At 64.1% G+C, this 20026-nt stretch carries 19 protein-coding genes and 1 tRNA gene; 16 read left to right on the plus strand and 4 right to left on the minus strand.

Going from position 1 to position 20026, the window contains the following annotated elements; translation table 11 throughout:
* Positions 1-92: 92 nt before the first annotated feature.
* The 3 genes from QE399_RS13885 to QE399_RS13895 form a co-directional block, all read right to left on the minus strand.
* Entirely contained in the window at positions 93-365 is a 273-nt protein-coding gene (locus tag QE399_RS13885; protein WP_309829405.1) for a (2Fe-2S)-binding protein, read from the minus strand.
* Between the two features lie 195 nt (positions 366-560).
* Positions 561-869: an SWIB/MDM2 domain-containing protein gene (locus tag QE399_RS13890; protein WP_309829407.1), complete on the minus strand. Its 309-nt coding sequence runs from the start codon at positions 867-869 to the stop codon at positions 561-563.
* A 242-nt stretch (positions 870-1111) separates the two neighbouring features.
* Positions 1112-2044, minus strand: coding sequence for an EamA family transporter (locus QE399_RS13895; protein ID WP_309829409.1), 933 nt, complete (start codon positions 2042-2044; stop codon positions 1112-1114).
* 112 nt (positions 2045-2156) lie between these two features.
* On the opposite strand from QE399_RS13895, the gene QE399_RS13900 reads away from it, so the two are divergent.
* Positions 2157-2630 (plus strand): Lrp/AsnC family transcriptional regulator, encoded by a 474-nt coding sequence (locus QE399_RS13900; protein ID WP_309829411.1) that lies wholly within the window; start codon positions 2157-2159, stop codon positions 2628-2630.
* 41 nt (positions 2631-2671) lie between these two features.
* Here QE399_RS13900 and QE399_RS13905 read toward each other — a convergent pair whose 3' ends face one another.
* Positions 2672-3580, minus strand: coding sequence for a DMT family transporter (locus QE399_RS13905; protein WP_405044120.1), 909 nt, complete (start codon positions 3578-3580; stop codon positions 2672-2674).
* 81 nt (positions 3581-3661) lie between these two features.
* Here QE399_RS13905 and QE399_RS13910 point away from each other — a divergent pair, with 81 nt between their 5' ends.
* The 15 genes from QE399_RS13910 to QE399_RS13980 all read left to right on the plus strand — a co-directional run bounded on the left by QE399_RS13910 (position 3662) and on the right by QE399_RS13980 (position 19948).
* Positions 3662-4102 (plus strand): gamma-glutamylcyclotransferase family protein, encoded by a 441-nt coding sequence (locus QE399_RS13910; RefSeq protein WP_309829414.1) that lies wholly within the window; start codon positions 3662-3664, stop codon positions 4100-4102.
* Between the two features lie 251 nt (positions 4103-4353).
* A complete protein-coding gene (gene aceA, locus QE399_RS13915) occupies positions 4354-5685 on the plus strand; it encodes an isocitrate lyase (protein ID WP_309829416.1) in 1332 nt (443 codons plus the stop codon).
* A 313-nt stretch (positions 5686-5998) separates the two neighbouring features.
* Entirely contained in the window at positions 5999-7918 is a 1920-nt protein-coding gene (thrS, locus tag QE399_RS13920; protein ID WP_309829419.1) for a threonine--tRNA ligase, read from the plus strand.
* Positions 7919-8002: 84 nt separating this feature from the next.
* Positions 8003-8620: a translation initiation factor IF-3 gene (infC, locus tag QE399_RS13925; protein ID WP_309832109.1), complete on the plus strand. Its 618-nt coding sequence runs from the start codon at positions 8003-8005 to the stop codon at positions 8618-8620.
* 179 nt (positions 8621-8799) lie between these two features.
* Positions 8800-9003: a 50S ribosomal protein L35 gene (rpmI, locus tag QE399_RS13930; protein WP_010465963.1), complete on the plus strand. Its 204-nt coding sequence runs from the start codon at positions 8800-8802 to the stop codon at positions 9001-9003.
* 25 nt (positions 9004-9028) lie between these two features.
* Positions 9029-9388, plus strand: coding sequence for a 50S ribosomal protein L20 (rplT, locus tag QE399_RS13935; protein WP_309829424.1), 360 nt, complete (start codon positions 9029-9031; stop codon positions 9386-9388).
* A gap of 101 nt (positions 9389-9489) precedes the next feature.
* On the plus strand, positions 9490-10542 hold the full coding sequence (pheS, locus tag QE399_RS13940) for a phenylalanine--tRNA ligase subunit alpha (protein ID WP_309829426.1): 1053 nt from the start codon (positions 9490-9492) through the stop codon (positions 10540-10542).
* Positions 10543-10708: 166 nt separating this feature from the next.
* Positions 10709-13153: a phenylalanine--tRNA ligase subunit beta gene (gene pheT / locus QE399_RS13945; RefSeq protein WP_309829428.1), complete on the plus strand. Its 2445-nt coding sequence runs from the start codon at positions 10709-10711 to the stop codon at positions 13151-13153.
* A gap of 31 nt (positions 13154-13184) precedes the next feature.
* Positions 13185-13511, plus strand: coding sequence for an integration host factor subunit alpha (locus QE399_RS13950; RefSeq protein ID WP_309829430.1), 327 nt, complete (start codon positions 13185-13187; stop codon positions 13509-13511).
* Between the two features lie 105 nt (positions 13512-13616).
* The gene (locus QE399_RS13955) at positions 13617-14054 is read left to right on the plus strand and encodes a MerR family transcriptional regulator (protein WP_309829432.1); all 438 of its coding nucleotides are present in this window, start codon (positions 13617-13619) and stop codon (positions 14052-14054) included.
* 27 nt (positions 14055-14081) lie between these two features.
* A tRNA-Pro gene (locus tag QE399_RS13960) sits at positions 14082-14158 on the plus strand.
* Positions 14159-14394: 236 nt separating this feature from the next.
* The gene (carA, locus tag QE399_RS13965; protein WP_309829434.1) at positions 14395-15558 is read left to right on the plus strand and encodes a glutamine-hydrolyzing carbamoyl-phosphate synthase small subunit; all 1164 of its coding nucleotides are present in this window, start codon (positions 14395-14397) and stop codon (positions 15556-15558) included.
* Positions 15558-18827 (plus strand): carbamoyl-phosphate synthase large subunit, encoded by a 3270-nt coding sequence (gene carB / locus QE399_RS13970; RefSeq protein WP_309829436.1) that lies wholly within the window; start codon positions 15558-15560, stop codon positions 18825-18827. Before carA ends, carB begins: the two co-directional genes overlap by 1 nt.
* Positions 18828-19046: 219 nt before the next feature.
* Positions 19047-19523, plus strand: a complete 477-nt coding sequence (gene greA, locus QE399_RS13975) for a transcription elongation factor GreA (RefSeq protein WP_309829438.1) — start codon at positions 19047-19049, stop codon at positions 19521-19523.
* Positions 19524-19540: 17 nt separating this feature from the next.
* Positions 19541-19948 carry a DUF4149 domain-containing protein gene (locus tag QE399_RS13980; RefSeq protein WP_309832111.1) on the plus strand — a complete coding sequence of 136 codons (408 nt, stop codon included), beginning with the start codon at positions 19541-19543 and terminating at the stop codon, positions 19946-19948.
* Positions 19949-20026: the final 78 nt, after the last annotated feature.

Below are 20026 nucleotides of genomic sequence, written 5' to 3' on the forward strand. Positions count from 1 at the left end.
GATAGCTGCCGGCGCTGTATCCACAAGCGCCAGAGGCCAAAAAGAGCAATATTACTTACGGAGGATCCACCAGACGGATCCCACGACGAGGATCAGGCTGCCAGCGAGCGTTGAGAGCAATTCCATGCTTTGCTTTCCTGAATGGAGTTGGCAAGCTGGATCGTCTGCGTGGCGGCTTCCTTGTGCAGGGCCGCGACAGGGTGGGACGAACTGCACTGGGCCACGACGTCGCGTGCGCAGCTTTCGCAGCGCCCGCATTGGGTGGCCACGCCCAATTCGAACTGGATCTCGTCAAAGCTCATCCCCGCATGCGCGTGGCGTGCGATCTCGCGATCAGAAATCCGGCGGCATACACAGACGATCATGGGAGCGGGCAGTGGTGGCTGGCTGGTGAATGATATAGGAATTATAAATGCGAATTCATCGCATTATCAATCGTTCCATATCTCTGTGTAAGCAGGCGTTGATCGTGGTCAGCCGGAATCGGGGTAGCGGGGGGCATCAGCCCAAAAAAAAGCCGGCACACTGTGCCGGCTTTTGGGGGCCCGGAGGGCGCTCTATTACTTGACGTGCTTGCCGATCAGGCCAGCCATCTCGAACATCGAGACCTGGGGCTTGCCGAACACTTCCTTTAGCTTGGCGTCGGCATTGATCATGCGCTTGTTGGATGCGTCCTGCAGGTTGTTGGCCTTGATGTAGACCCACAGCTTGCTGATGATTTCAGTGCGTGGCAGAGGCGTGGAGCCGACCACGGCAGCCAGAGCGGGGCTGGGGGTCAGTGCCTTCATGAAGGCAGCGTTGGGCGTGCGCTTCTTTGCGGGTGCTGCTGCCTTGGCGTCAGCGGCCGGGGCCTTCTTTGCAGTTGCCATGTTGGGTTTTCCTTGTTGGGGAGTGAAATACGTCACCAGCGAAAACCTGCTTCTCCACTGGCTCCGGCGATGCTACTGGGAAAAAAACGCGTTTCCAAGGGAGAAAGGGGTTTTTTTGCCTCGATTTGTTGCGGCAGTGCCCCGCCCTTCTGCAGGGTGGACGGGGCTTTTGTGCTATCGAAGTCGTACCGCCCCGGCCGCGCCGGGCGCGGAAAACCAGGACGCAGACGCCAACGCCCGCCTCAGCGGCGGCCCCGCGCGAGCAGGATCAGCAACACGGCCGCCAGGATGACCGCGCACGCAAGCCATTCCCCGCGGGTGACCGATTCGCCCGCCAGGGCGCTGCCCAGCAGCAGCGCGATCAGCGGATTCACGAAGGCATAGCTGGAAGCCAGCGGTGCGCTGGCATGCGCCAGCAGGGACATATAGGCACTGAAAGCGACCAACGACCCCAGTACCACCAGATACAGCCAGGCTGCGATGGCGGCGGGCTGCGGCGGCCACTGCGGGCGCTCGCCAAGCGCGAAGGACACCACCATGAGCAGCGTGCCACCGCACAGCATCTCACTGGCGAAGCCGCTGGCGCCGGGCGCCAGCGCAAAGCGGGTGGTCGACAGCACCGATCCCAGGGACCAGGCCGCCGTTGCCGCAAGGATGCAGGCGACGCTTGCGGGCGATGCGGCGAAGCTGGCGCCGCGCATCAACAGCAGCACCCCGCCCAAGCCGAGCGCCATGCCGATCAACTCCCCCCGGGAAGGCCTGCGGCCCCACAGCAGGCCCCAGCCGCAGATCATCATCGGTACCACGGCAATGCAGGCCGCGATGAGTCCGGAACTGATGTGGATGCTAGCCGTGGCGGTCAGTCCCATCCCGACTCCGAGCATCAGGCCGCCGATCAGCAGCGCGTGCAGCCACTGCCGGCCGCTGGGCCAGGGCGGTAGCGTCCCTCGGCTGCCTGAAGCGCGACATCTGCGCCAGGCGACCCAGCCCATCAGCAGGCCACCCGCCACCAGGAAGCGGGTGCCCATCTGGAAGAAGGGCGGAAAGCTCGTCAGAGCGACGCGGATGGCCAGATAGGTGGAGCCCCAGACCACGTAACAGGCAAGCAGTGCCGCCCAGAGCATGGGAGCGAGGCGCGGAGCGCGCGCCGACAGCAAAAAGGAAGAGGAAGGCATGGGGCAGGATCCTATCGGCGGGCACCCCTTTGTTCCATGGCACAACCAAGGTAATGGGCCGGTTGTACCGTGGTTTTGATGGTCAAATAAGTTGATGGCAGAAATCTATGAAATGGATTCCCACGATGGCTGTATCTTGGCCGAACTGCAGGCAGATGGGCGTCTATCCATGGCAGAGCTGGGCCGTCGCGTGCACCTGAGCCAACCCGCGGTGACCGAGCGCGTGCGCAAGCTCGAAGCCGCCGGGGTGATCCAGGGCTATGGCGCGCGCGTGGATTACGCCCGGCTGGGCTACGGTATCCGGGCCATCATTCGGGTGGGGCGGGCCGAATACGCCCGGTTGGTGCACTTGATAGAGAACACGCCAGAGGTGGTCAATGCCTACAACGTGACCGGCGATGACAGCTGGGTGCTGGAGATCGTCGTGATCGACGTGAGCCACCTGGATGCGGTGGTGACGGGCTTCTGCCTGTTGGCGCAGACGTCGACCTGCATCGTGCTGAACGTCCCGCGCGAACACGCGGTGGTCCTGCCCGCCCGGCGTGACAGCATCCGTCCTCCTATCCGCAAGGTCACCGGCCGGTGAGCCAAGACCCGTCCGGCCGCGAAGGCTGGGCGATGCGGAAGTCAGCCTGGCCGCGCCGTCTTCCGCCCTACCCGCAGTGCGGCACGTGAAGGAAACGTGGCCAGCACGACGCTGGCCAGGGCGATGGCGAACGCCAGCAGCTGCATGGCCGTGAACCGCTCGCCCAGCACCAGCACTCCGACGAGTGCGGCACTCACCGGCAGTAGCACCGTGAACACGCCTCCTTGGGCCGCGGGGACGGCCTTTAGGCCGGTCATCCAAAGCCAGACAGTCCACATGCACGCTGCCAGCGCGTAGAACACCAGCAGCGCCCAGGTGCCGGGCGAGACGGCGGAGAAGTCGAAACTCCAGGCGAAGTACAGGCCCAGCGGCGTCGCGATGGCGAAGCCCCACAGATTGATCAGCGAGGTGATGCGCTTGGGGCCCAGCGTACCGGTGAGCTTCTTGCCGATGACGGAGTAGGCTGCCTCGCAAAGGGAGGCGGCCAGCAGCAGAAGGTGGCCCAGCCATTGCAGGTTCCCAGCGGCCGCAGTCTGTGTGCCGGCTGTGTGCGCCGCACTGCCAGTGTTCGACAGCGAAAACAGCGCGATGCCGATCGCGGCACAGCCCACGGCGACCCAGGTGCGGGGCGCCACGCGCTCGTGCAGGAACAGCCAGCTCATGACCGCCACGGCGGCGGGGATGGCCGCCATGATCACGCCGGCCGATGTAGCGCTGGTCAGGCTCACCCCATAGATCATGCAGACCGTGAACAGGAAGTTGCCCAGGAAGGAGTGCAGGAACAGCAGGGCCTGCGTGCGTGGAGTCAGAGGGGGCTCGTCGACCGGCTTGCGGAGCCAGTGCAGCATGGCGATTCCGCCGATGCCGAAGCGCAGCCACGCCAGAAGGAACACGGGGAAAGCCGCCGCCAGCGGCTTGGAGAGTGCGACGTAGCTGCCGACCAGCGACATGCTCAGAGCGAGGCACACATAGGCAACGGGGCGGCTGGGCGGGTTCACTAGACTGTGGGTGCTTGCAATGGAGCGTACATCATGCCCGAGGATTTCTCCGACAACGACCGCCGGGCAACGCCAGCGCGCTACGTTTTTGTATACGGCACGTTGCGGCGTGGCTGCAGCAACGACATCACCCGGCTGTCGCCACCCCCGCGGTGGGTGGGTGAGGCGGAATTGCCGGGCGTGCTTTACACCCTCGGCGCCTACCCTGGAATGCGGCTAGAGGGGCACGCAGCAGGTGACCGCCCCGTGCGGGGAGAGGTCTACGCCATCGACCCTGCGCTGGAGCATGTATTGGATGGAATCGAGGGACTGGTTCCCGGCGCCGCACCCCAGGATGACGATGAGTACTCTAAAAGAGAGGTGCGTGTGCGCGTTGCCGGGCAGATGCTGTCCTGTTTGATGTACGAGGTTCATCCGCGTTGTGCTTTACCGGCTGCGCGGCTGGATCACGGCAACTGGCGCGAATGCAAGTGAATCAATTTTGCTTTGTGAAAATTGAATTTCATATTGCGGATTTTTTGATTGATGCAATGCGAGAAAATTTCTTAGGATGAGATAAAAGATTTCTTTATGTGGCAATCGATGCGTAATGTATTGATTTTATTGGGTTAATTTTTATTCTTGTATAAGACATAAGAGGTTGCGCGGGTCTTATAGAAGACCTAAAGTTGATTCCAAGGACAAGGCATTGTCCCTTCCTTCTCAACTAGCCCATGGAGTTCCACATGCCCGAATCGCTCAATGCCCAGCTCAGCCGTGACCAACAGATTGCCGCCTTGGAGAACGACTGGGCCCACAACCCCCGCTGGAAGGGGCTCAAGCGCGGCTACTCCGCTGCCGACGTGGTGCGCCTGAGGGGCAGCCTGCAGCCGGAATACACGCTGGCCCGCCGTGGTGCGGAGAAGCTCTGGGACAAGATCAATGGCGGTGCCAAGAAAGGCTACGTGAATGCCTTTGGCGCCATCTCCGCTGGCCAAGCCATGCAGCAGGCCAAGGCTGGCTTGGAAGCGGTGTATCTGTCGGGTTGGCAGGTCGCAGCCGACGGCAATTCGTCCGAGACCATGTACCCCGACCAGTCGCTGTACGCCTATGACTCGGTGCCGACCATGGTTCGCCGCATCAACAACACCTTCAAGCGTGCCGACGAGATCCAGTGGGGCCGTGGCATCAATCCTGGCGACAAGGAATTCATCGACTATTTCCTGCCCATCGTCGCCGATGCGGAGGCCGGCTTCGGCGGCGTGCTGAATGCCTTCGAACTGATGAAGAACATGATCGCCGCGGGCGCTGCCGGCGTGCACTTCGAAGACCAACTGGCTGCCGTGAAGAAGTGCGGCCACATGGGCGGCAAGGTGCTGGTTCCCACCCATGAGGCTGTCGAGAAGCTGATCGCAGCCCGTTTTGCGGCGGACACCATGGGCGTGCCTACCATCATCCTGGCGCGTACCGACGCAGAGGCCGCCAACCTCATCACGTCCGACCACGATGCGAATGACAAGCCGTTCCTGACCGGCGAGCGGACCCAGGAAGGCTTCTACCGCGTGAAGAACGGCCTGGAGCAGGCCATCAGCCGCGGCGTTGCCTATGCGCCGTATGCCGATCTTGTGTGGTGCGAAACCGGTACGCCCGACCTGGGCTTTGCCCGCGAGTTCGCCGAGGCCGTGCATGCCGCATCCCCCGGCAAGTTGTTGTCGTACAACTGCTCGCCTTCCTTCAACTGGAAGAAGAACCTGGACGACAAGACCATCGCCCGCTTCCAGGATGAGCTGTCCGCACTGGGCTACAAGTACCAGTTCATCACGTTGGCGGGCATCCATATCAACTGGTACAACACCTTCCAGTTCGCCCATGCATACGCTCGCGGCGAAGGCATGAAGCACTACGTGGAGCAGGTGCAGCAGCCCGAGTTCGAGGCGCGCGAGAAGGGCTACACCTTCGTGTCGCACCAGCAGGAAGTGGGCGCAGGTTACTTCGACGACGTGACCACGGTGATCCAGGGCGGTTCCTCCAGCGTGAAGGCGCTGACGGGCTCCACCGAGGAAGAGCAGTTCCACTGATCCGCTTGCAGGGTTGATGCGCTGAAGCCCGGGCCGAGTGCCCGGGCTTTTTTATGGCCGTGCGCGAAAGCCGAGTGCGACAGTCCGGTGCGGTAAAATGCCTCCATCACTCACAAACAAGGGCGAGAAAGGCAATGCTGGTTATGACACCGCGAACTACGACGGAGATTTCCACCGGCCGCTGAGGCTGGATGTTCGCGCCTGCACGACACTTGCACCTTCCTTCCAAAAGCGCGGACCTCGTTCCGCGCTTTTTGCTTTTCGGGCATCGGGCGCATCGTTTACCGATTGATTGACGAACAGGATTTTTCGAATGATTCAGATCACGCTTCCGGACAACTCCCGCCGCGAATATCCAGGCCCTGTATCCGTGGCCGACGTGGCGCGCTCCATCGGTCCGGGGCTGGCCAAGATGACCGTGGCCGGCAAGGTCGACGGCAAGCTCGTGGATGCCAGCGACCTCATTGACCACGATGCCCGCCTGCAGATCATCACACCGCGCGATGCCGAGGGCGTGGAGATCATTCGCCACTCGTGCGCCCACTTGGTAGGCCATGCCGTGAAGCAGTTGTACCCCGGTGCCAAGATGGTCATCGGCCCGGTGATCGAAGAAGGCTTCTATTACGACATCGCGTTCGAACGCCCGTTCACGCCCGAGGACATCGCCGCTATCGAGCAGCGCATGAAGGAGCTGATCGCACAGGACTACGACGTCATCAAGAAGATGACGCCGCGCGCGGAGGTCATCGACGTGTTCAAGGCGCGTGGCGAAGAGTACAAGCTGCGCCTGATCGATGACATGCCGGACGAAACCGCCATGGGCCTGTACTACCACCAGGAATACGTCGACATGTGCCGGGGCCCGCACGTGCCGAACACCCGTTTCCTGAAGGCGTTCAAGCTCACGCGCGTGTCGGGAGCCTACTGGCGAGGCGATGCCAAGAACGAGCAGTTGCAGCGTGTGTACGGCACGGCCTGGGCCGACAAGAAGGATCTGGATGCGTATATCCAGCGCATTGAAGAAGCGGAAAAGCGCGACCACCGCAAGCTGGGCCGCGAGCTCGACCTGTTCCACATCGACGAGCACTCGCCCGGCACGGTGTTCTGGCACCCCAAGGGCTGGACGATCTGGCAAGGCGTGGAGCAGTACATGCGCCAGGTCTACCGCGACAACGGCTATCAGGAAGTGAAGGGTCCGCAGATCCTCGACAAGCACCTGTGGGAGAAGACGGGCCACTGGGACAAGTACCGCGAGAACATGTTCACGACGGAGAGCGAGAAGCACGACTACGCGCTCAAGCCCATGAACTGCCCTGGCCACATCCTGATCTTCAACCAGGGCGTGAAGAGCTACCGCGACCTGCCGCTGCGCTTCGGCGAGTTCGGCCAGTGCCACCGCAACGAGCCCACGGGTGGGCTGCACGGCATCATGCGCGTGCGCGCCTTCACGCAGGACGATGGCCACATCTTCTGCACCGAAGACCAGATCCAGCAGGAGTGCATCAACTTCACGACGCTGCTGCAGAAGGTCTACAAGGATTTCGGCTTCACCGACATCATCTACAAGGTGGCCACGCGGCCTGAAAAGCGCATCGGTTCCGAAGAAAGCTGGGACAAGGCCGAGAACGCGCTGATCGAAAGTCTGAAGGCCTCGGGCTGCGAATACCAGATCGCCGTGGGCGATGGCGCTTTCTACGGTCCCAAGCTGGAGTACACCTTGCGCGACGCGATCGGCCGTCACTGGCAGTGCGGCACGATCCAGGTCGATCCGTCGATGCCGGAGCGCCTGGGCGCAGAGTACGTGGGCGAAGACGGCGCGCGCCACCGTCCCATCGTGCTGCACCGCGCGATCGTGGGCAGCCTAGAGCGATTCATCGGTATCCTGATCGAGCAGCACGCCGGCGCGCTGCCGACATGGCTCGCGCCAGTGCAGGTGGCGGTGCTCAATATCACGGGCGCGCAGGACGACTACTGTCGCGAAATTGCTGCAAAGCTCCAAAAAGCGCTGCCGAATCAAGACCTTAGGGTGGTGACCGATCTGCGCAACGAAAAGATTACGTATAAAATACGCGAGCATTCGTTGCAAAAGCTGCCTTACATCCTCGTCGCAGGCGAGAAAGAAAAGGCTGCTGGTGCCGTCGCAGTGCGCGCCCGGGGCAATCGAGACCTCGGTGTGATGTCCTTCGAAGCGTTCGTCGCGCTCATCGCCCAGGACATCGCTTCTAAAGCTTGAACCGTGTCGGAAACTGCTTTAGCCCGCGTGGATTGTGCGGAGTCTGCTACTTTGTTTGTAGCTTTTTGTTGAAGGAATAGAGCCATCGCTACTGAATTTCGTGATCGTCGCCAGCGCGAGGAGCGCAAGCACCGCCTGAACCGTGAAATCATGGCCCCCGAGGTTCGCCTCTCCGGCCCTGACAACGAGCCTTTGGGCGTCGTAAGCCTCATGGAAGCCCTCCGCATGGCGGGCGAGCTGGATGTGGACCTGGTGGAGATTGCCGCCACGGCCAACCCTCCCGTGTGCCGCCTGATGGACTATGGCAAGTTCAAGTACCAGGAACAGAAGCGCGCGGCCGAGGCCAAGGCCAAGCAGACGGTCATCGAGATCAAGGAGGTCAAGTTCCGTCCCGGTACGGACGATGGCGACTACAACATCAAGATGCGCAATATCCGCCGCTTCCTGGCGGACGGTGACAAGTGCAAGATCACGCTGCGTTTCCGCGGCCGTGAAATCACTCACCAGCAGCTGGGCCTGGACCTGCTGAACCGCATTCGTGACGAGTTGGGTGACAGCATCCTGATCGAGCAGTTCCCCAAGCTGGAAGGGCGCCAGATGATCATGATGATCGCGCCCAGCCGCAAGAAGCCGGCGCCGGCCAAGCCGGCCGATGGCGGTGCTGCAGCCCCGGCTGCGGCTCCCGCCGGGCAGGCCAGCTGAGGCAAGAGGGTTTCAAGAGATGTGGGTTGCGCCGGCCTTCGGGCGGGCGTAACGCAACAGGTGGTGCTTTGCACTGCCGTACAGCCGGCGCGAGCTGGCTGAAAAAAGTGGCTCGGGGCCAACAAGTTTGCAGATCGGTCTGCAAACGCCTCACGAGCACAACGAAAAGGAGCATTCACATGCCCAAAATGAAGACCAAGAGCAGCGCGAAGAAACGTTTCCGCGTTCGTCCCGGTGGCACCGTCAAGCGCGGTCAAGCCTTCAAGCGTCACATCTTGACGAAGAAGACCACCAAGAACAAGCGCCATCTGCGTGGTGCGGTTGCTGTGCACGAGACCAACATGGGCTCGATCGCACAAATGCTGCCCGGCATGGGCGTTTAATTAACGACGAACAAGGAGTACTCACATGCCTCGCGTCAAACGTGGTGTAACGGCCCGTGCCCGTCACAAGAAAGTTCTGGCCCTCTCCAAGGGTTTCCGTGGTCGCCGCGGTAATGTCTTCCGCATCGCCAAACAGGCGGTAATGAAGGCTGGGCAATATGCCTACCGTGATCGCCGCACCAAGAAGCGCGTGTTCCGCCAACTGTGGATCGCCCGTATCAACGCCGCTGCACGTGAACTGGGCCTGACCTACAGCCAGTTCGCCAACGGCCTGAAGAAGGCTTCCATCGAGATCGACCGCAAGATGCTGGCCGACCTCGCGGTGCACGACAAGGCTGCTTTCGGCAGCATCGTGGAACAAGTCAAGGCCAAGCTGGCTGCTTGAGTTCACGGTCGGCGGCTATGAGTTTCATAGCTGCCAGCGCTTAAACAACAAGGGCTAGGGCTTGAAAAGGCGCTAGCCCTTGTTTATTTTCAAGAGTCGATATGAACGAGTTGGATGCTCTGGTCCAGAGCGCGCAGCAGCTGTTTGCGCAGACCGCCACCCCCGCTGATCTGGAAAACGCCAAGGCACAGTTCCTGGGCAAGTCGGGGCGCCTCACCGAGCTCATGAAGGGCATGGCGCAGCTGTCGGTGGAAGAGAAGAAGTCGCGCGGCGCTGCCATCAACGTGGCCAAGCAGGCGATCGAGGCGGCCCTCACGGCGCGCCGCCAGGCGCTGGCCGATGCCGAACTGCAGCTCCAGCTCAAGGCCGAGGCGCTCGACGTGACGCTGCCGGGCCGCCAGCGCGGGCAGGGCGGCCTGCATCCGGTGTCGCTGACACTGGAGCGCATCGAGTCCATCTTCGGCTCCATGGGTTTCGACGTGGCCGAGGGCCCCGAGATCGAGACCGACTGGTTCAACTTCACCGCGCTGAACACGCCGGAAGACCATCCCGCGCGCTCGATGCACGACACCTTCTATGTGGAAGGCGGCACGCCCGAGGCGCCCAACCTGCTGCGCACGCACACCAGCCCGATGCAGGTGCGCCATGCCGTGCAGCACGTCAAGAAATACCGCCATCTGCTGGACGCCGGCCAGTCCATGCCCGAGATCCGCGTGATCGCGCCCGGCCGCACCTACCGCGTGGACAGCGATGCCACCCATTCGCCGATGTTCCACCAGTGCGAAGGCCTGTGGATCGGTGAGAACGTGAGCTTCAAGGACCTGAAGGTCGTCTTCACCGACTTTTGCCGTACCTTCTTCGAAAGCGATGACCTGGTGCTGCGCTTCCGTCCGAGCTTCTTCCCGTTCACCGAGCCCAGCGCCGAAGTGGACATCCAGTTCCAGGCGGGCCCGCTGGCCGGCCGCTGGCTGGAAGTGGCCGGCTCCGGCCAGGTGCACCCGAACGTGGTGCGCAACATGGGCTTGGACCCCGAGAAGTACATCGGCTTCGCCTTCGGCATGGGGCCCGACCGCCTGACCATGCTGCGCTACGGCGTGAACGACCTGCGCCTGTTCTTCGACGGCGATATCCGCTTCCTGTCGCAGTTCCAGTAATCCCATAAAAAGTGAGCTGCCGGCGCTTGTCCAATAAGGAATTCAAAGTGTTTTCATATGGAAAACCAGCAATGACAAGCGCAGGTAGCTATCTTTTTTTTGTTTCTCCGTTCCGTCGGCCGGCGCCCGTGTCCGCACCGAAGAACGCCACCAAGACTGAGTGACCATGCAATTTCCTGAATCCTGGCTGCGCGAGTTCTGCAATCCGCCGCTCTCCACCGCCGAGCTGGCCGAAACGCTGACCATGGCCGGCCTCGAGGTCGAAGAACTGGAAGCCGTGGCCCCGCCGTTCACCAAGATCGTCGTCGGCGAGATCAAGGAAGCCGTTCAGCACCCGAATGCCGACCGCCTGCGCGTGTGCCAGGTCGATGCGGGGCAGGGCGCCTTGCTCAACATCGTCTGCGGCGCGCCAAACGCCCGCGTGGGCATCAAGGTGCCGTGCGCGCTGGTCGGTGCCGAGCTGCCGCCGGGCGAGGATGGCAAGCCTTTCCTGATCAAGGTCGGCAAGCTGCGCGGCGTGGAAAGCCAGGGCATGCTGTGCTCCGCGCGCGAGCTGAAGCTGTCCGAGGAAAACGCCGGCCTGCTGGAGCTGCCCCTGGATGCGCCCGTGGGCCAGGACATCCGCCAGTACCTGAACCTGGACGACACGCTGTTCACGCTCAAGCTCACGCCCAACCTGGCGCACTGCCTGAGCGTCTACGGCGTGGCGCGCGAAGTGGCGGCGCTGACCGGTGCGCCGCTGAAGGCGCCCAGCTTTCCCGCCGTGCCCGTGGTCCATGCGGACGTGCTGCCCGTGAAGGTGCTGGACAGCGACCTGTGCGGCCGCTTCTCCGGCCGCATCGTGCGCAACGTGAACACGCTGGCCAAGACCCCGCAGTGGATGGTCGACCGCCTGGCGCGCTGCGGGCAGCGCAGCGTGTCGCCGCTGGTGGACATCTCCAACTACGTGATGTTCGAGCTGGGCCGTCCGTCGCACATCTTCGATCTGGACAAGATCCACGGCGGGCTGGAAGTGCGCTGGGCGCGCGAGGGCGAGACGCTCAAGCTGCTCAGCGGCAGCACCGTCACGCTCGATGCCAAGGTGGGCGTGATCGCCGACGGGCAGGCCGTGGAATCGCTGGCCGGCATCATGGGCGGCGACGCCACGGCCGTGTCCGACGACACGCGCCACATCTACATCGAGGCCGCCTTCTGGTGGCCCAAGGCCGTGGCCGGCCGTTCGCGCCGCTACAACTTCTCCACCGACGCCGGCCACCGCTTCGAGCGCGGCGTGGACCCGCAACTGACCGTGGAGCACATTGAGCGCATCACGCAGCTGGTGCTGAACATCTGCGGCACGCCCGAGACGGTCTGCGGCCCCATAGACGACCAGCAGCCGGCGATGCCGGCGCCGGCACCCGTCACGCTGCGCGTCGCCCGTGCGGCCAAGGTCATCGGCATGCCGCTGACGCAGGCGCAGTGCACCGATGCGCTGGTGCGCCTGGGCCTGCCCGTCACGCAGGGCGAGGGCAGCGTCACCGTGGTGCCGCCGTCCTATCGTTTCGACCTGACCATCGAAGAGGACCTGATCGAGGAAGTCGCGCGCATGGTGGGCTACAACCAGCTGCCCACCACCAAGCCGCTGGCGCCGATCAGCCCGAAGCTGCGCGCCGAGAACCGCCGCAGCCCGTTCGCCGTGCGCCGTGCGCTGGCGGGCCTGGGCTATCAGGAGACCATCAACTTCAGCTTCGTCGAAGAGAGCTGGGAGCGCGAGCTGGCCGGCAACACTGACCCGATTCGCCTGCTGAATCCCATCGCCAGCCAGTTGAGCGTCATGCGCTCGTCGCTGATCGGTTCGCTGCTGCAGGTGGTGAAGTTCAACCTCGACCGCAAGGCGCCGCGCGTGCGCGTGTTCGAGCTGGGCCGCGTCTTCCTGCGCGACGCCGCCGTGCAGAACACGGACACCACCGTGCAGGGCTTCCATCAGCCGATGCGCGTGGCGGGCATCGCCTGCGGCAGTGCTGACGCGCTGCAGTGGGGCTGTAAGGACGCGGGCGTCGATTTCTTCGACGTCAAGGGCGATGTGGAGGCGCTGCTGGCGCCGCGCCGCGCCACGTTCGAGCCGGCTGCACACCCTGCGATGCATCCGGGCCGCTGCGCGCGGGTTCTGGTGGACGGCGCGCCGGTCGGCTTCGTCGGCGAACTGCATCCGCAGTGGCGCCAGGGCTGGGACCTGCCGCAGGTGCCGGTGCTCTTCGAGCTGGAGTTGGACGCCGTGCTGCAGCGCGATGTGCCGAACTTCCGCGCCGTGGGCAAGCAGCAAGCGGTAGAGCGCGACGTCGCCATCGTGGTGGCCGAGCGGGTGACGCATGCAGAGGTGCAGGCGGCCATTGCCGCCGCGGTGCCGGCCACGACTCTACGCTCCGCCGTGTTGTTCGATGTGTACCGTCCCAAGCCCGCGAAGGGCGGCGAGGCGGCTCCGACGGTCGGCCTGGCTGCGGGCGAGAAAAGCCTGGCGGTGCGCCTGACGTTGGCCCGCGACGATGCCCCACTCGCCGAGGGCGAAATCGACGCCGCCATGCAGGCCGTGGTGCAACAATTGGGCGAGCGCCTGGGCGCACGCCTGCGTTGAAGGGATGGCAATGTTGAACGAGGAACGCGAAATGGTGGAATTTGCGGTCGAAAGCCTGGAGACGCCTGCACTGACCAAGGCGCAGCTGGCCGATCTGCTGTTCGACCAGATCGGCCTGAACAAGCGCGAGTCCAAGGACATGATCGACGCGTTCTTCGACCTCATCTCGCAGAGCCTGGTCGAGGGCAAGGATGTGAAACTGTCGGGCTTCGGCAATTTCCAGATCCGCACCAAGGCGCCGCGGCCCGGGCGCAATCCGCGCACGGGCGAGGCGATTCCGATCGAGGCGCGCCGCGTCGTCACCTTCCACGCGAGCAGCAAGCTCAAGGAACAGATCCAGGGCGAGCCCAAGGCCTGATGTGCCTGCGCCTGCCCGCGTGCTCGCCTCGGGAGTACGTCCTGATGGCACGAGCCGGCCGGCTGCGTTAGGCTAGAAGGCTTCTTCGCCCCCACCCGCGTCCCAATGAACTCCCCGTTGCCCGCCATTCCAGCCAAGCGCTACTTCACCATCGGTGAGGTGGCGGAGCTGTGCGGCGTGAAGCCGCACGTCCTGCGCTACTGGGAGCAGGAGTTCACCCAGCTGCGGCCCATGAAAAGGCGCGGCAACCGGCGCTACTACCAGCACCACGAAGTGCTCATGATCCGGCGCATCCGCGACCTGCTGTACGACCAGGGGTTCACGATCAGCGGTGCGCGCAACCGCCTGCAGGAGCTCGCACACGCGGGCAAGGGACATGGCCTGGCCCTGGACGCCGAGTTGGAGGAAGAAGAGGGCGGCGATGGCCACATGCCTGCGACCGGCGATGAGGCGCTGCGTGTGATGGCGACCCCCGCAATGCTGGACGCGCAGGGCGTTCGCCGTGAATTGATCGAAATTCGCGAACTTCTTTCTTTGGGCTGATTTTTCGCTATATACTCTAAGTCTTGTCGGCGTGTAGCGCAGCCTGGTAGCGCACTTGCATGGGGTGCAAGGGGTCGCGAGTTCGAATCCCGCCACGCCGACCATCGATGTGAAAACCCAGCTTCTTCGGAGGCTGGGTTTTTTACTTTCCGGCCTGCTCTGGGCTCCGGGTTTACACGGACGACGGCAAGCAGGCATGGCTGTGTCCGGCTATAATCGGGGGCTTTCCCGCAAACAGTCGCCCGGCCGCACCCAAAGCAATCCCTCACAAGCAGCAGTCCTCAGGAAGTCGAGCCTTCCCGCGGGCTACCGGGCGACCCGTAACCATTCGGAGAACCCAGTGCTCTTGTCTCTACAGGGATCCTTCCCGCCCGCCATCCTGGCGCTCGCAGACGGCACGGTCTTTATCGGCAACTCGATCGGTGCCACCGGCACCACCGTCGGCGAAGTGGTGTTCAACACCGCCATCACCGGCTACCAGGAAATCCTCACCGACCCCAGCTACTGCCAGCAGATCGTCACCCTGACGTATCCGCACATCGGCAACTACGGGATCAACGCCGAGGACATCGAGGCCGACAAGGTCCACGCCGCCGGCCTCATCATCAAAGACCTGCCCCTGCTGGCCAGCAACTTCCGCAGCAGCGAGACGCTGTCGCAGTACCTCGTGCGCGAAAGCACGGTGGCCATCGCCAACATCGACACCCGCAAGCTGACGCGCCTGCTGCGCGACAAGGGTGCGCAGAACGGCGCCATCGTGGGTCTGGCCGCAGGCGAGCAGGTCACGCAGGCACGCGTCGATGAAGCCCTGGCGGCGGCCAAGGCTGCGCCGAGCATGAAGGGCCTGGACCTCGCCAAGGTCGTGAGCACGCCGACCTCCTACGTCTGGGACCAGACCGAGTGGAAGCTGGGCGAAGGCTACGGCCGGCAGACCGCGCCGCGCTTCCATGTGGTGGCGTACGACTACGGCGTGAAGAAGAACATCCTGCGCATGCTGGCCGAGCGTGGCTGCAAGCTCACCGTGGTGCCCGCGCAGACGCCGGCCGCCGAGGTGCTGGCCATGAACCCTGACGGGGTGTTCCTGTCCAACGGCCCCGGAGACCCGGCGCCCTGCGACTACGCGATCGAGGCCACGCGCCAGATCATCGACGCCGGCGTGCCCACCTTTGGTATCTGCCTGGGCCACCAGATCATGGCCCTGGCTAGCGGCGCCCAAACCTTCAAGATGGACAACAGCCACCACGGCGCCAACCATCCCGTGAAGGACCTGGACAACGGCCGCGTCAGCATCACCAGCCAAAACCACGGCTTTGCCGTGGAGGCCGAGACGCTGCCCGCCACGCTGCGCCCCACGCACACCAGCCTGTTCGACGGCACGCTGCAGGGCCTGGAGCGCACCGACCAGCCGGCCTTCTGCTTCCAGGGCCACCCGGAAGCCTCGCCCGGCCCGCATGACATCGCCTACCTGTTTGACCGCTTCACCGCGCTGATGGAGAAGAAGTAATGCCAAAGCGCACCGACCTCAAATCGATCCTCATCATCGGCGCTGGCCCGATCATCATCGGCCAGGCCTGCGAGTTCGACTACTCTGGCGTGCAGGCCTGCAAGGCCCTGCGCGAAGAGGGCTACAAGGTCATCCTGATCAACAGCAACCCTGCCACGATCATGACCGACCCGGCCACGGCCGACGTCACCTACATCGAGCCCATCACCTGGCAGACGGTCGAGAAGATCATCGCCAAGGAACGCCCCGACGCGATCCTGCCCACCATGGGCGGCCAGACCGCGCTGAACTGCGCGCTGGATCTGTGGCGCAACGGCGTGCTGCACAAGTACAAGGTGGAGCTGATCGGCGCGACGCCCGAAGCCATCGACAAGGCCGAAGACCGCCTGAAGTTCAAGGATGCGATGACCCGCATCGGCCTGGGCTCGGCGCGCTCCGGCATCGCCCACAGCATGGACGAAGCCTGGGCTGTGCAGAAGTCGGTCGGCTTCCCCACCGTCATCCGCCCGAGCTTCACGCTGGGCGGCACGGGCGGCGGCATCGCCTACAACCCCGAAGAGTTCGAGACCATCTGCAAGCGCGGCCTGGAAGCCTCGCCCACCAACGAGCTGCTGATCGAAGAATCGCTGCTCGGTTGGAAGGAGTACGAGATGGAAGTGGTCCGCGACAAGGCGGATAACTGCATCATCATCTGCTCCATCGAGAACCTGGACCCGATGGGCGTGCACACCGGCGACTCGATCACCGTGGCCCCGGCCCAGACGCTGACGGACAAGGAATACCAGGTCCTGCGCAATGCGTCGCTCGCCGTGCTGCGCGAGATCGGCGTGGACACGGGCGGCTCCAACGTGCAGTTCTCCATCAACCCGAAGGACGGCCGCATGGTCGTCATCGAGATGAACCCGCGCGTGTCGCGCTCGTCCGCTCTGGCCTCCAAGGCCACGGGCTTCCCGATCGCCAAGGTCGCGGCCAAGCTGGCCGTGGGCTACACGCTGGATGAACTCAAGAACGAGATCACCGGCGGTGCCACGCCGGCATCGTTCGAGCCGTCGATCGACTATGTGGTCACCAAGATCCCGCGTTTCGCGTTCGAGAAGTTCCCCACGGCCGACAGCCGCCTGACCACGCAGATGAAGTCGGTGGGCGAAGTCATGGCCATGGGCCGTACCTTCCAGGAGTCGTTCCAGAAAGCCCTGCGCGGCCTGGAAGTCGGCGTGGACGGCATGAACGAGAAGACCCAGGACCGCGAACTGCTTGAAAAGGAACTGGGCGAGCCCGGCCCCGAGCGCATCTGGTACGTGGGCGATGCCTTCGCCATGGGCCTGTCGGTGGACGAAGTCTTCGACCTGACCAAGATCGACAAGTGGTTCCTGGTACAGATCGAGCAGATCGTGAAGATCGAGCTCGAGATCGACAAGCTGGTCGCCGAGAAGGGCGAGGGCGCGCTGGCCGCCCTGGATGCGGGCACGCTGCTGACGCTCAAGCAAAAGGGTTTCTCCGACCGCCGCCTGGCGAAGCTGCTCAAGACCACCGAGAAGGCCGTGCGCGAAGCGCGCCGCGCGCTCAACGTGCGCCCCGTGTACAAGCGCGTGGACACCTGCGCGGCCGAGTTCGCCACCAACACGGCCTACCTGTATTCCACGTATGAAGCGGCGCCCTACGGCGGTGCTGCGGAGTGCGAGGCAGCGCCCACCGGCAACAAGAAGATCATGGTGCTGGGCGGTGGCCCGAACCGCATCGGCCAGGGCATCGAGTTCGACTACTGCTGCGTGCATGCCGCACTCGCCATGCGCGAGGACGGCTATGAAACCATCATGGTCAACTGCAACCCCGAGACCGTGTCCACCGACTACGACACCTCCGACCGCCTGTACTTCGAGCCCGTCACGCTCGAAGACGTGCTGGAGATCGTGGCCAAGGAAAAGCCGGTCGGCGTGATCGTGCAGTACGGCGGCCAGACGCCTTTGAAGCTCGCGCTGGGCCTCGAAGCCGAAGGCGTGCCGATCATCGGGACCACGCCCGACATGATCGATGCCGCCGAAGACCGCGAGCGCTTCCAGAAGCTGCTGGGCGACCTCGGCCTGCGCCAGCCGCCCAACGCCACGGCCCGTACCGAAGCCGAGGCGCTGGAAAAGGCCGCGGCCCTGGGCTACCCCCTGGTGGTGCGCCCGAGCTACGTGCTGGGCGGCCGCGCGATGGAAATCGTGCACGAGCAGCGCGACCTCGAGCGCTACATGCGCGAGGCCGTGAAGGTGAGCAACGACTCGCCCGTGCTGCTGGACCGCTTCCTGTCCAACGCCATCGAGTGCGACGTGGACTGCGTGCGCGACTCCGCCGGCGTGACCTTCATCGGCGGTGTGATGGAACACATCGAACAGGCCGGCGTGCACAGCGGCGACTCCGCCTGCTCGCTGCCGCCGTACTACCTGTCGCAGCCCACCATCGACGAGATCAAGCGCCAGACCGCCGCCATGGCGGCCGGCCTGAACGTGGTCGGCCTGATGAACGTGCAGTTCGCCATCCAGGAAGTGGACGGCAGGGACGTGATCTACGTGCTGGAAGTCAACCCCCGCGCCTCGCGCACGGTGCCTTTCGTCTCCAAGGCCACGGGCATCCAGCTGGCCAAGGTGGCGGCACGCTGCATGGCCGGCCAGACGCTGGCGTCGCAAGGCATCACCAAGGAGGTCACGCCGCCGTACTTCAGCGTGAAGGAAGCCGTGTTCCCGTTCGTCAAGTTCCCTGGTGTGGACACGATTCTCGGCCCCGAGATGAAGTCCACCGGCGAGGTGATGGGCGTGGGCAAGACCTTCGGCGAGGCCTTCGTGAAGAGCCAGCTCGGCGCGGGCACCAAGCTGCCGACGTCGGGCAAGGTGTTCCTCACCGTGAAGAATGCCGACAAGCCGCGTGCCGTCGACATCGCCCGCCAGCTCGTCGCCCTGGGCTTCGAACTGGTGGCGACCAAGGGGACGGCAGCGGCGATTGCCGAGGCCGGCGTGCCCGTGGGCGTGGTGAACAAGGTGACCGAGGGCCGCCCGCACATCGTGGACATGATCAAGAACAACGAGATCGTCATGGTGATCAACACCGTGGAAGAGCGTCGCAACGCGATCGCCGATTCGCGTGCGATCCGCACCAGCTCGCTGCTGGCCCGCGTGACCACGTTCACGACCATCTTCGGCGCAGAAGCGGCCGTGGAAGGCATGAAGCACCTCGACAACCTCGACGTGTACTCGGTGCAGGAACTGCACGCCCAACTGGCCGCGGCCTGAAGCTCCGGGCGGGGCCGGCTGTCCGAGTCGGGCAGCGGGTCTTCGCCGCAGAGCGCCGTGGCAAACGCGGCATAATCAGAACCGAATGAGACCGCCGCGCGGCAACGCGCGGCGGTTTGCTTTTGGGGCGTCGCCAAGGCTGTTTGCTTCAGGCAGGCCGGCGCGCAAAGGGAGGCCGCACCGCGGGTGCGGCACTGAATTGAACGTGGAGACTGATCAATGGCCACCATTCCGATTACCAAGCGCGGTGCTGAAAAGCTCAAGGAAGAGCTGCACCGCCTCAAGACCGTGGAGCGTCCCGCCGTGATCAATGCGATCGCGGAAGCGCGCGCGCAGGGCGATCTCAGCGAAAACGCCGAGTACGAGGCTGCCAAGGACCGCCAGGGCTTCATCGAAGGCCGCATCCAGGAAGTCGAAGGCAAGCTGTCGGCGGCGCAGGTCATCGACCCGGCGACGCTGGACGCGGGCGGCCGCGTGGTGTTCGGCGCCACCGTCGAGCTGGAAGACGAGGACAGCGGCGACACGGTCAAGTACCAGATCGTCGGCGAGGACGAGGCCGACCTCAAGCTCGGCCTGGTGAATGTATCGAGCCCCATCGCGCGCGCCCTGATCGGCAAGGAAGAGGGCGATACCGCCGAGGTGCAGGCGCCCGGCGGCGTGCGCCGCTACGAAGTGGTGGCCGTCAGCTACCTCTGAGCTGGTTCATGGACGCCCTGCGAGACCGCCTTCCCGCCCTGGCGGCTGCGCTGTGGTGGGGCAGCCTGTCGGCGATCGGCTTCGTGGCCGTGCCGCTGCTGTTCCGGCACCTGGCATCGCCAGCGGCGGCAGGGCAGATGGCGGCGCAGTTGTTCGAGGCGCAGACTTACATTTCGATAGCATGCTGCGCTTGCCTGTTCTTGCTTTCAAAGCGAAAACATAGCGAAAAGGAAGAACCATGGGCGCAAGCTGCTATGGTTTTCTTGATCGGCGGCCTGTTGGCGGCGCTGCTGCTGCAGTACGGCGCGGCGCCCCGCATCGTGGCGCGGCAGAACCTGGCGCTCTGGCACGGTGTCGGCAGCGTTCTGTATGCGGCGCAGTGGCTGTGCGCGCTGGCCGTGCTGTGGCGCACGGTGCGGCAATGACGCCTGGCTTGCGGCGGCACAGCGGCCTGCCATCGGCGGTGCGGCACAAGGTGCTCCCCGGCCCGATGTGACCCGACG

The sequence above is a fragment of the Paracidovorax wautersii genome, from assembly GCF_031453675.1.
GTDB lineage: Bacteria > Pseudomonadota > Gammaproteobacteria > Burkholderiales > Burkholderiaceae_C > Paracidovorax.

Coding starts and splice junctions, on each gene's coding strand:
- QE399_RS13885 (WP_309829405.1), bottom strand. CDS start 365: ATGATCGTCTGTGTATGCCGCCGGATTTCTGATCGCGAGATCGCACGC.
- QE399_RS13890 (WP_309829407.1), bottom strand. CDS start 869: ATGGCAACTGCAAAGAAGGCCCCGGCCGCTGACGCCAAGGCAGCAGCA.
- QE399_RS13895 (WP_309829409.1), bottom strand. CDS start 2,044: ATGCCTTCCTCTTCCTTTTTGCTGTCGGCGCGCGCTCCGCGCCTCGCT.
- QE399_RS13900 (WP_309829411.1), top strand. CDS start 2,157: ATGGATTCCCACGATGGCTGTATCTTGGCCGAACTGCAGGCAGATGGG.
- QE399_RS13905 (WP_405044120.1), bottom strand. CDS start 3,580: ATGTCGCTGGTCGGCAGCTACGTCGCACTCTCCAAGCCGCTGGCGGCG.
- QE399_RS13910 (WP_309829414.1), top strand. CDS start 3,662: ATGCCCGAGGATTTCTCCGACAACGACCGCCGGGCAACGCCAGCGCGC.
- aceA (WP_309829416.1), top strand. CDS start 4,354: ATGCCCGAATCGCTCAATGCCCAGCTCAGCCGTGACCAACAGATTGCC.
- thrS (WP_309829419.1), top strand. CDS start 5,999: ATGATTCAGATCACGCTTCCGGACAACTCCCGCCGCGAATATCCAGGC.
- rpmI (WP_010465963.1), top strand. CDS start 8,800: ATGCCCAAAATGAAGACCAAGAGCAGCGCGAAGAAACGTTTCCGCGTT.
- rplT (WP_309829424.1), top strand. CDS start 9,029: ATGCCTCGCGTCAAACGTGGTGTAACGGCCCGTGCCCGTCACAAGAAA.
- pheS (WP_309829426.1), top strand. CDS start 9,490: ATGAACGAGTTGGATGCTCTGGTCCAGAGCGCGCAGCAGCTGTTTGCG.
- pheT (WP_309829428.1), top strand. CDS start 10,709: ATGCAATTTCCTGAATCCTGGCTGCGCGAGTTCTGCAATCCGCCGCTC.
- QE399_RS13950 (WP_309829430.1), top strand. CDS start 13,185: ATGGTGGAATTTGCGGTCGAAAGCCTGGAGACGCCTGCACTGACCAAG.
- QE399_RS13955 (WP_309829432.1), top strand. CDS start 13,617: ATGAACTCCCCGTTGCCCGCCATTCCAGCCAAGCGCTACTTCACCATC.
- carB (WP_309829436.1), top strand. CDS start 15,558: ATGCCAAAGCGCACCGACCTCAAATCGATCCTCATCATCGGCGCTGGC.
- greA (WP_309829438.1), top strand. CDS start 19,047: ATGGCCACCATTCCGATTACCAAGCGCGGTGCTGAAAAGCTCAAGGAA.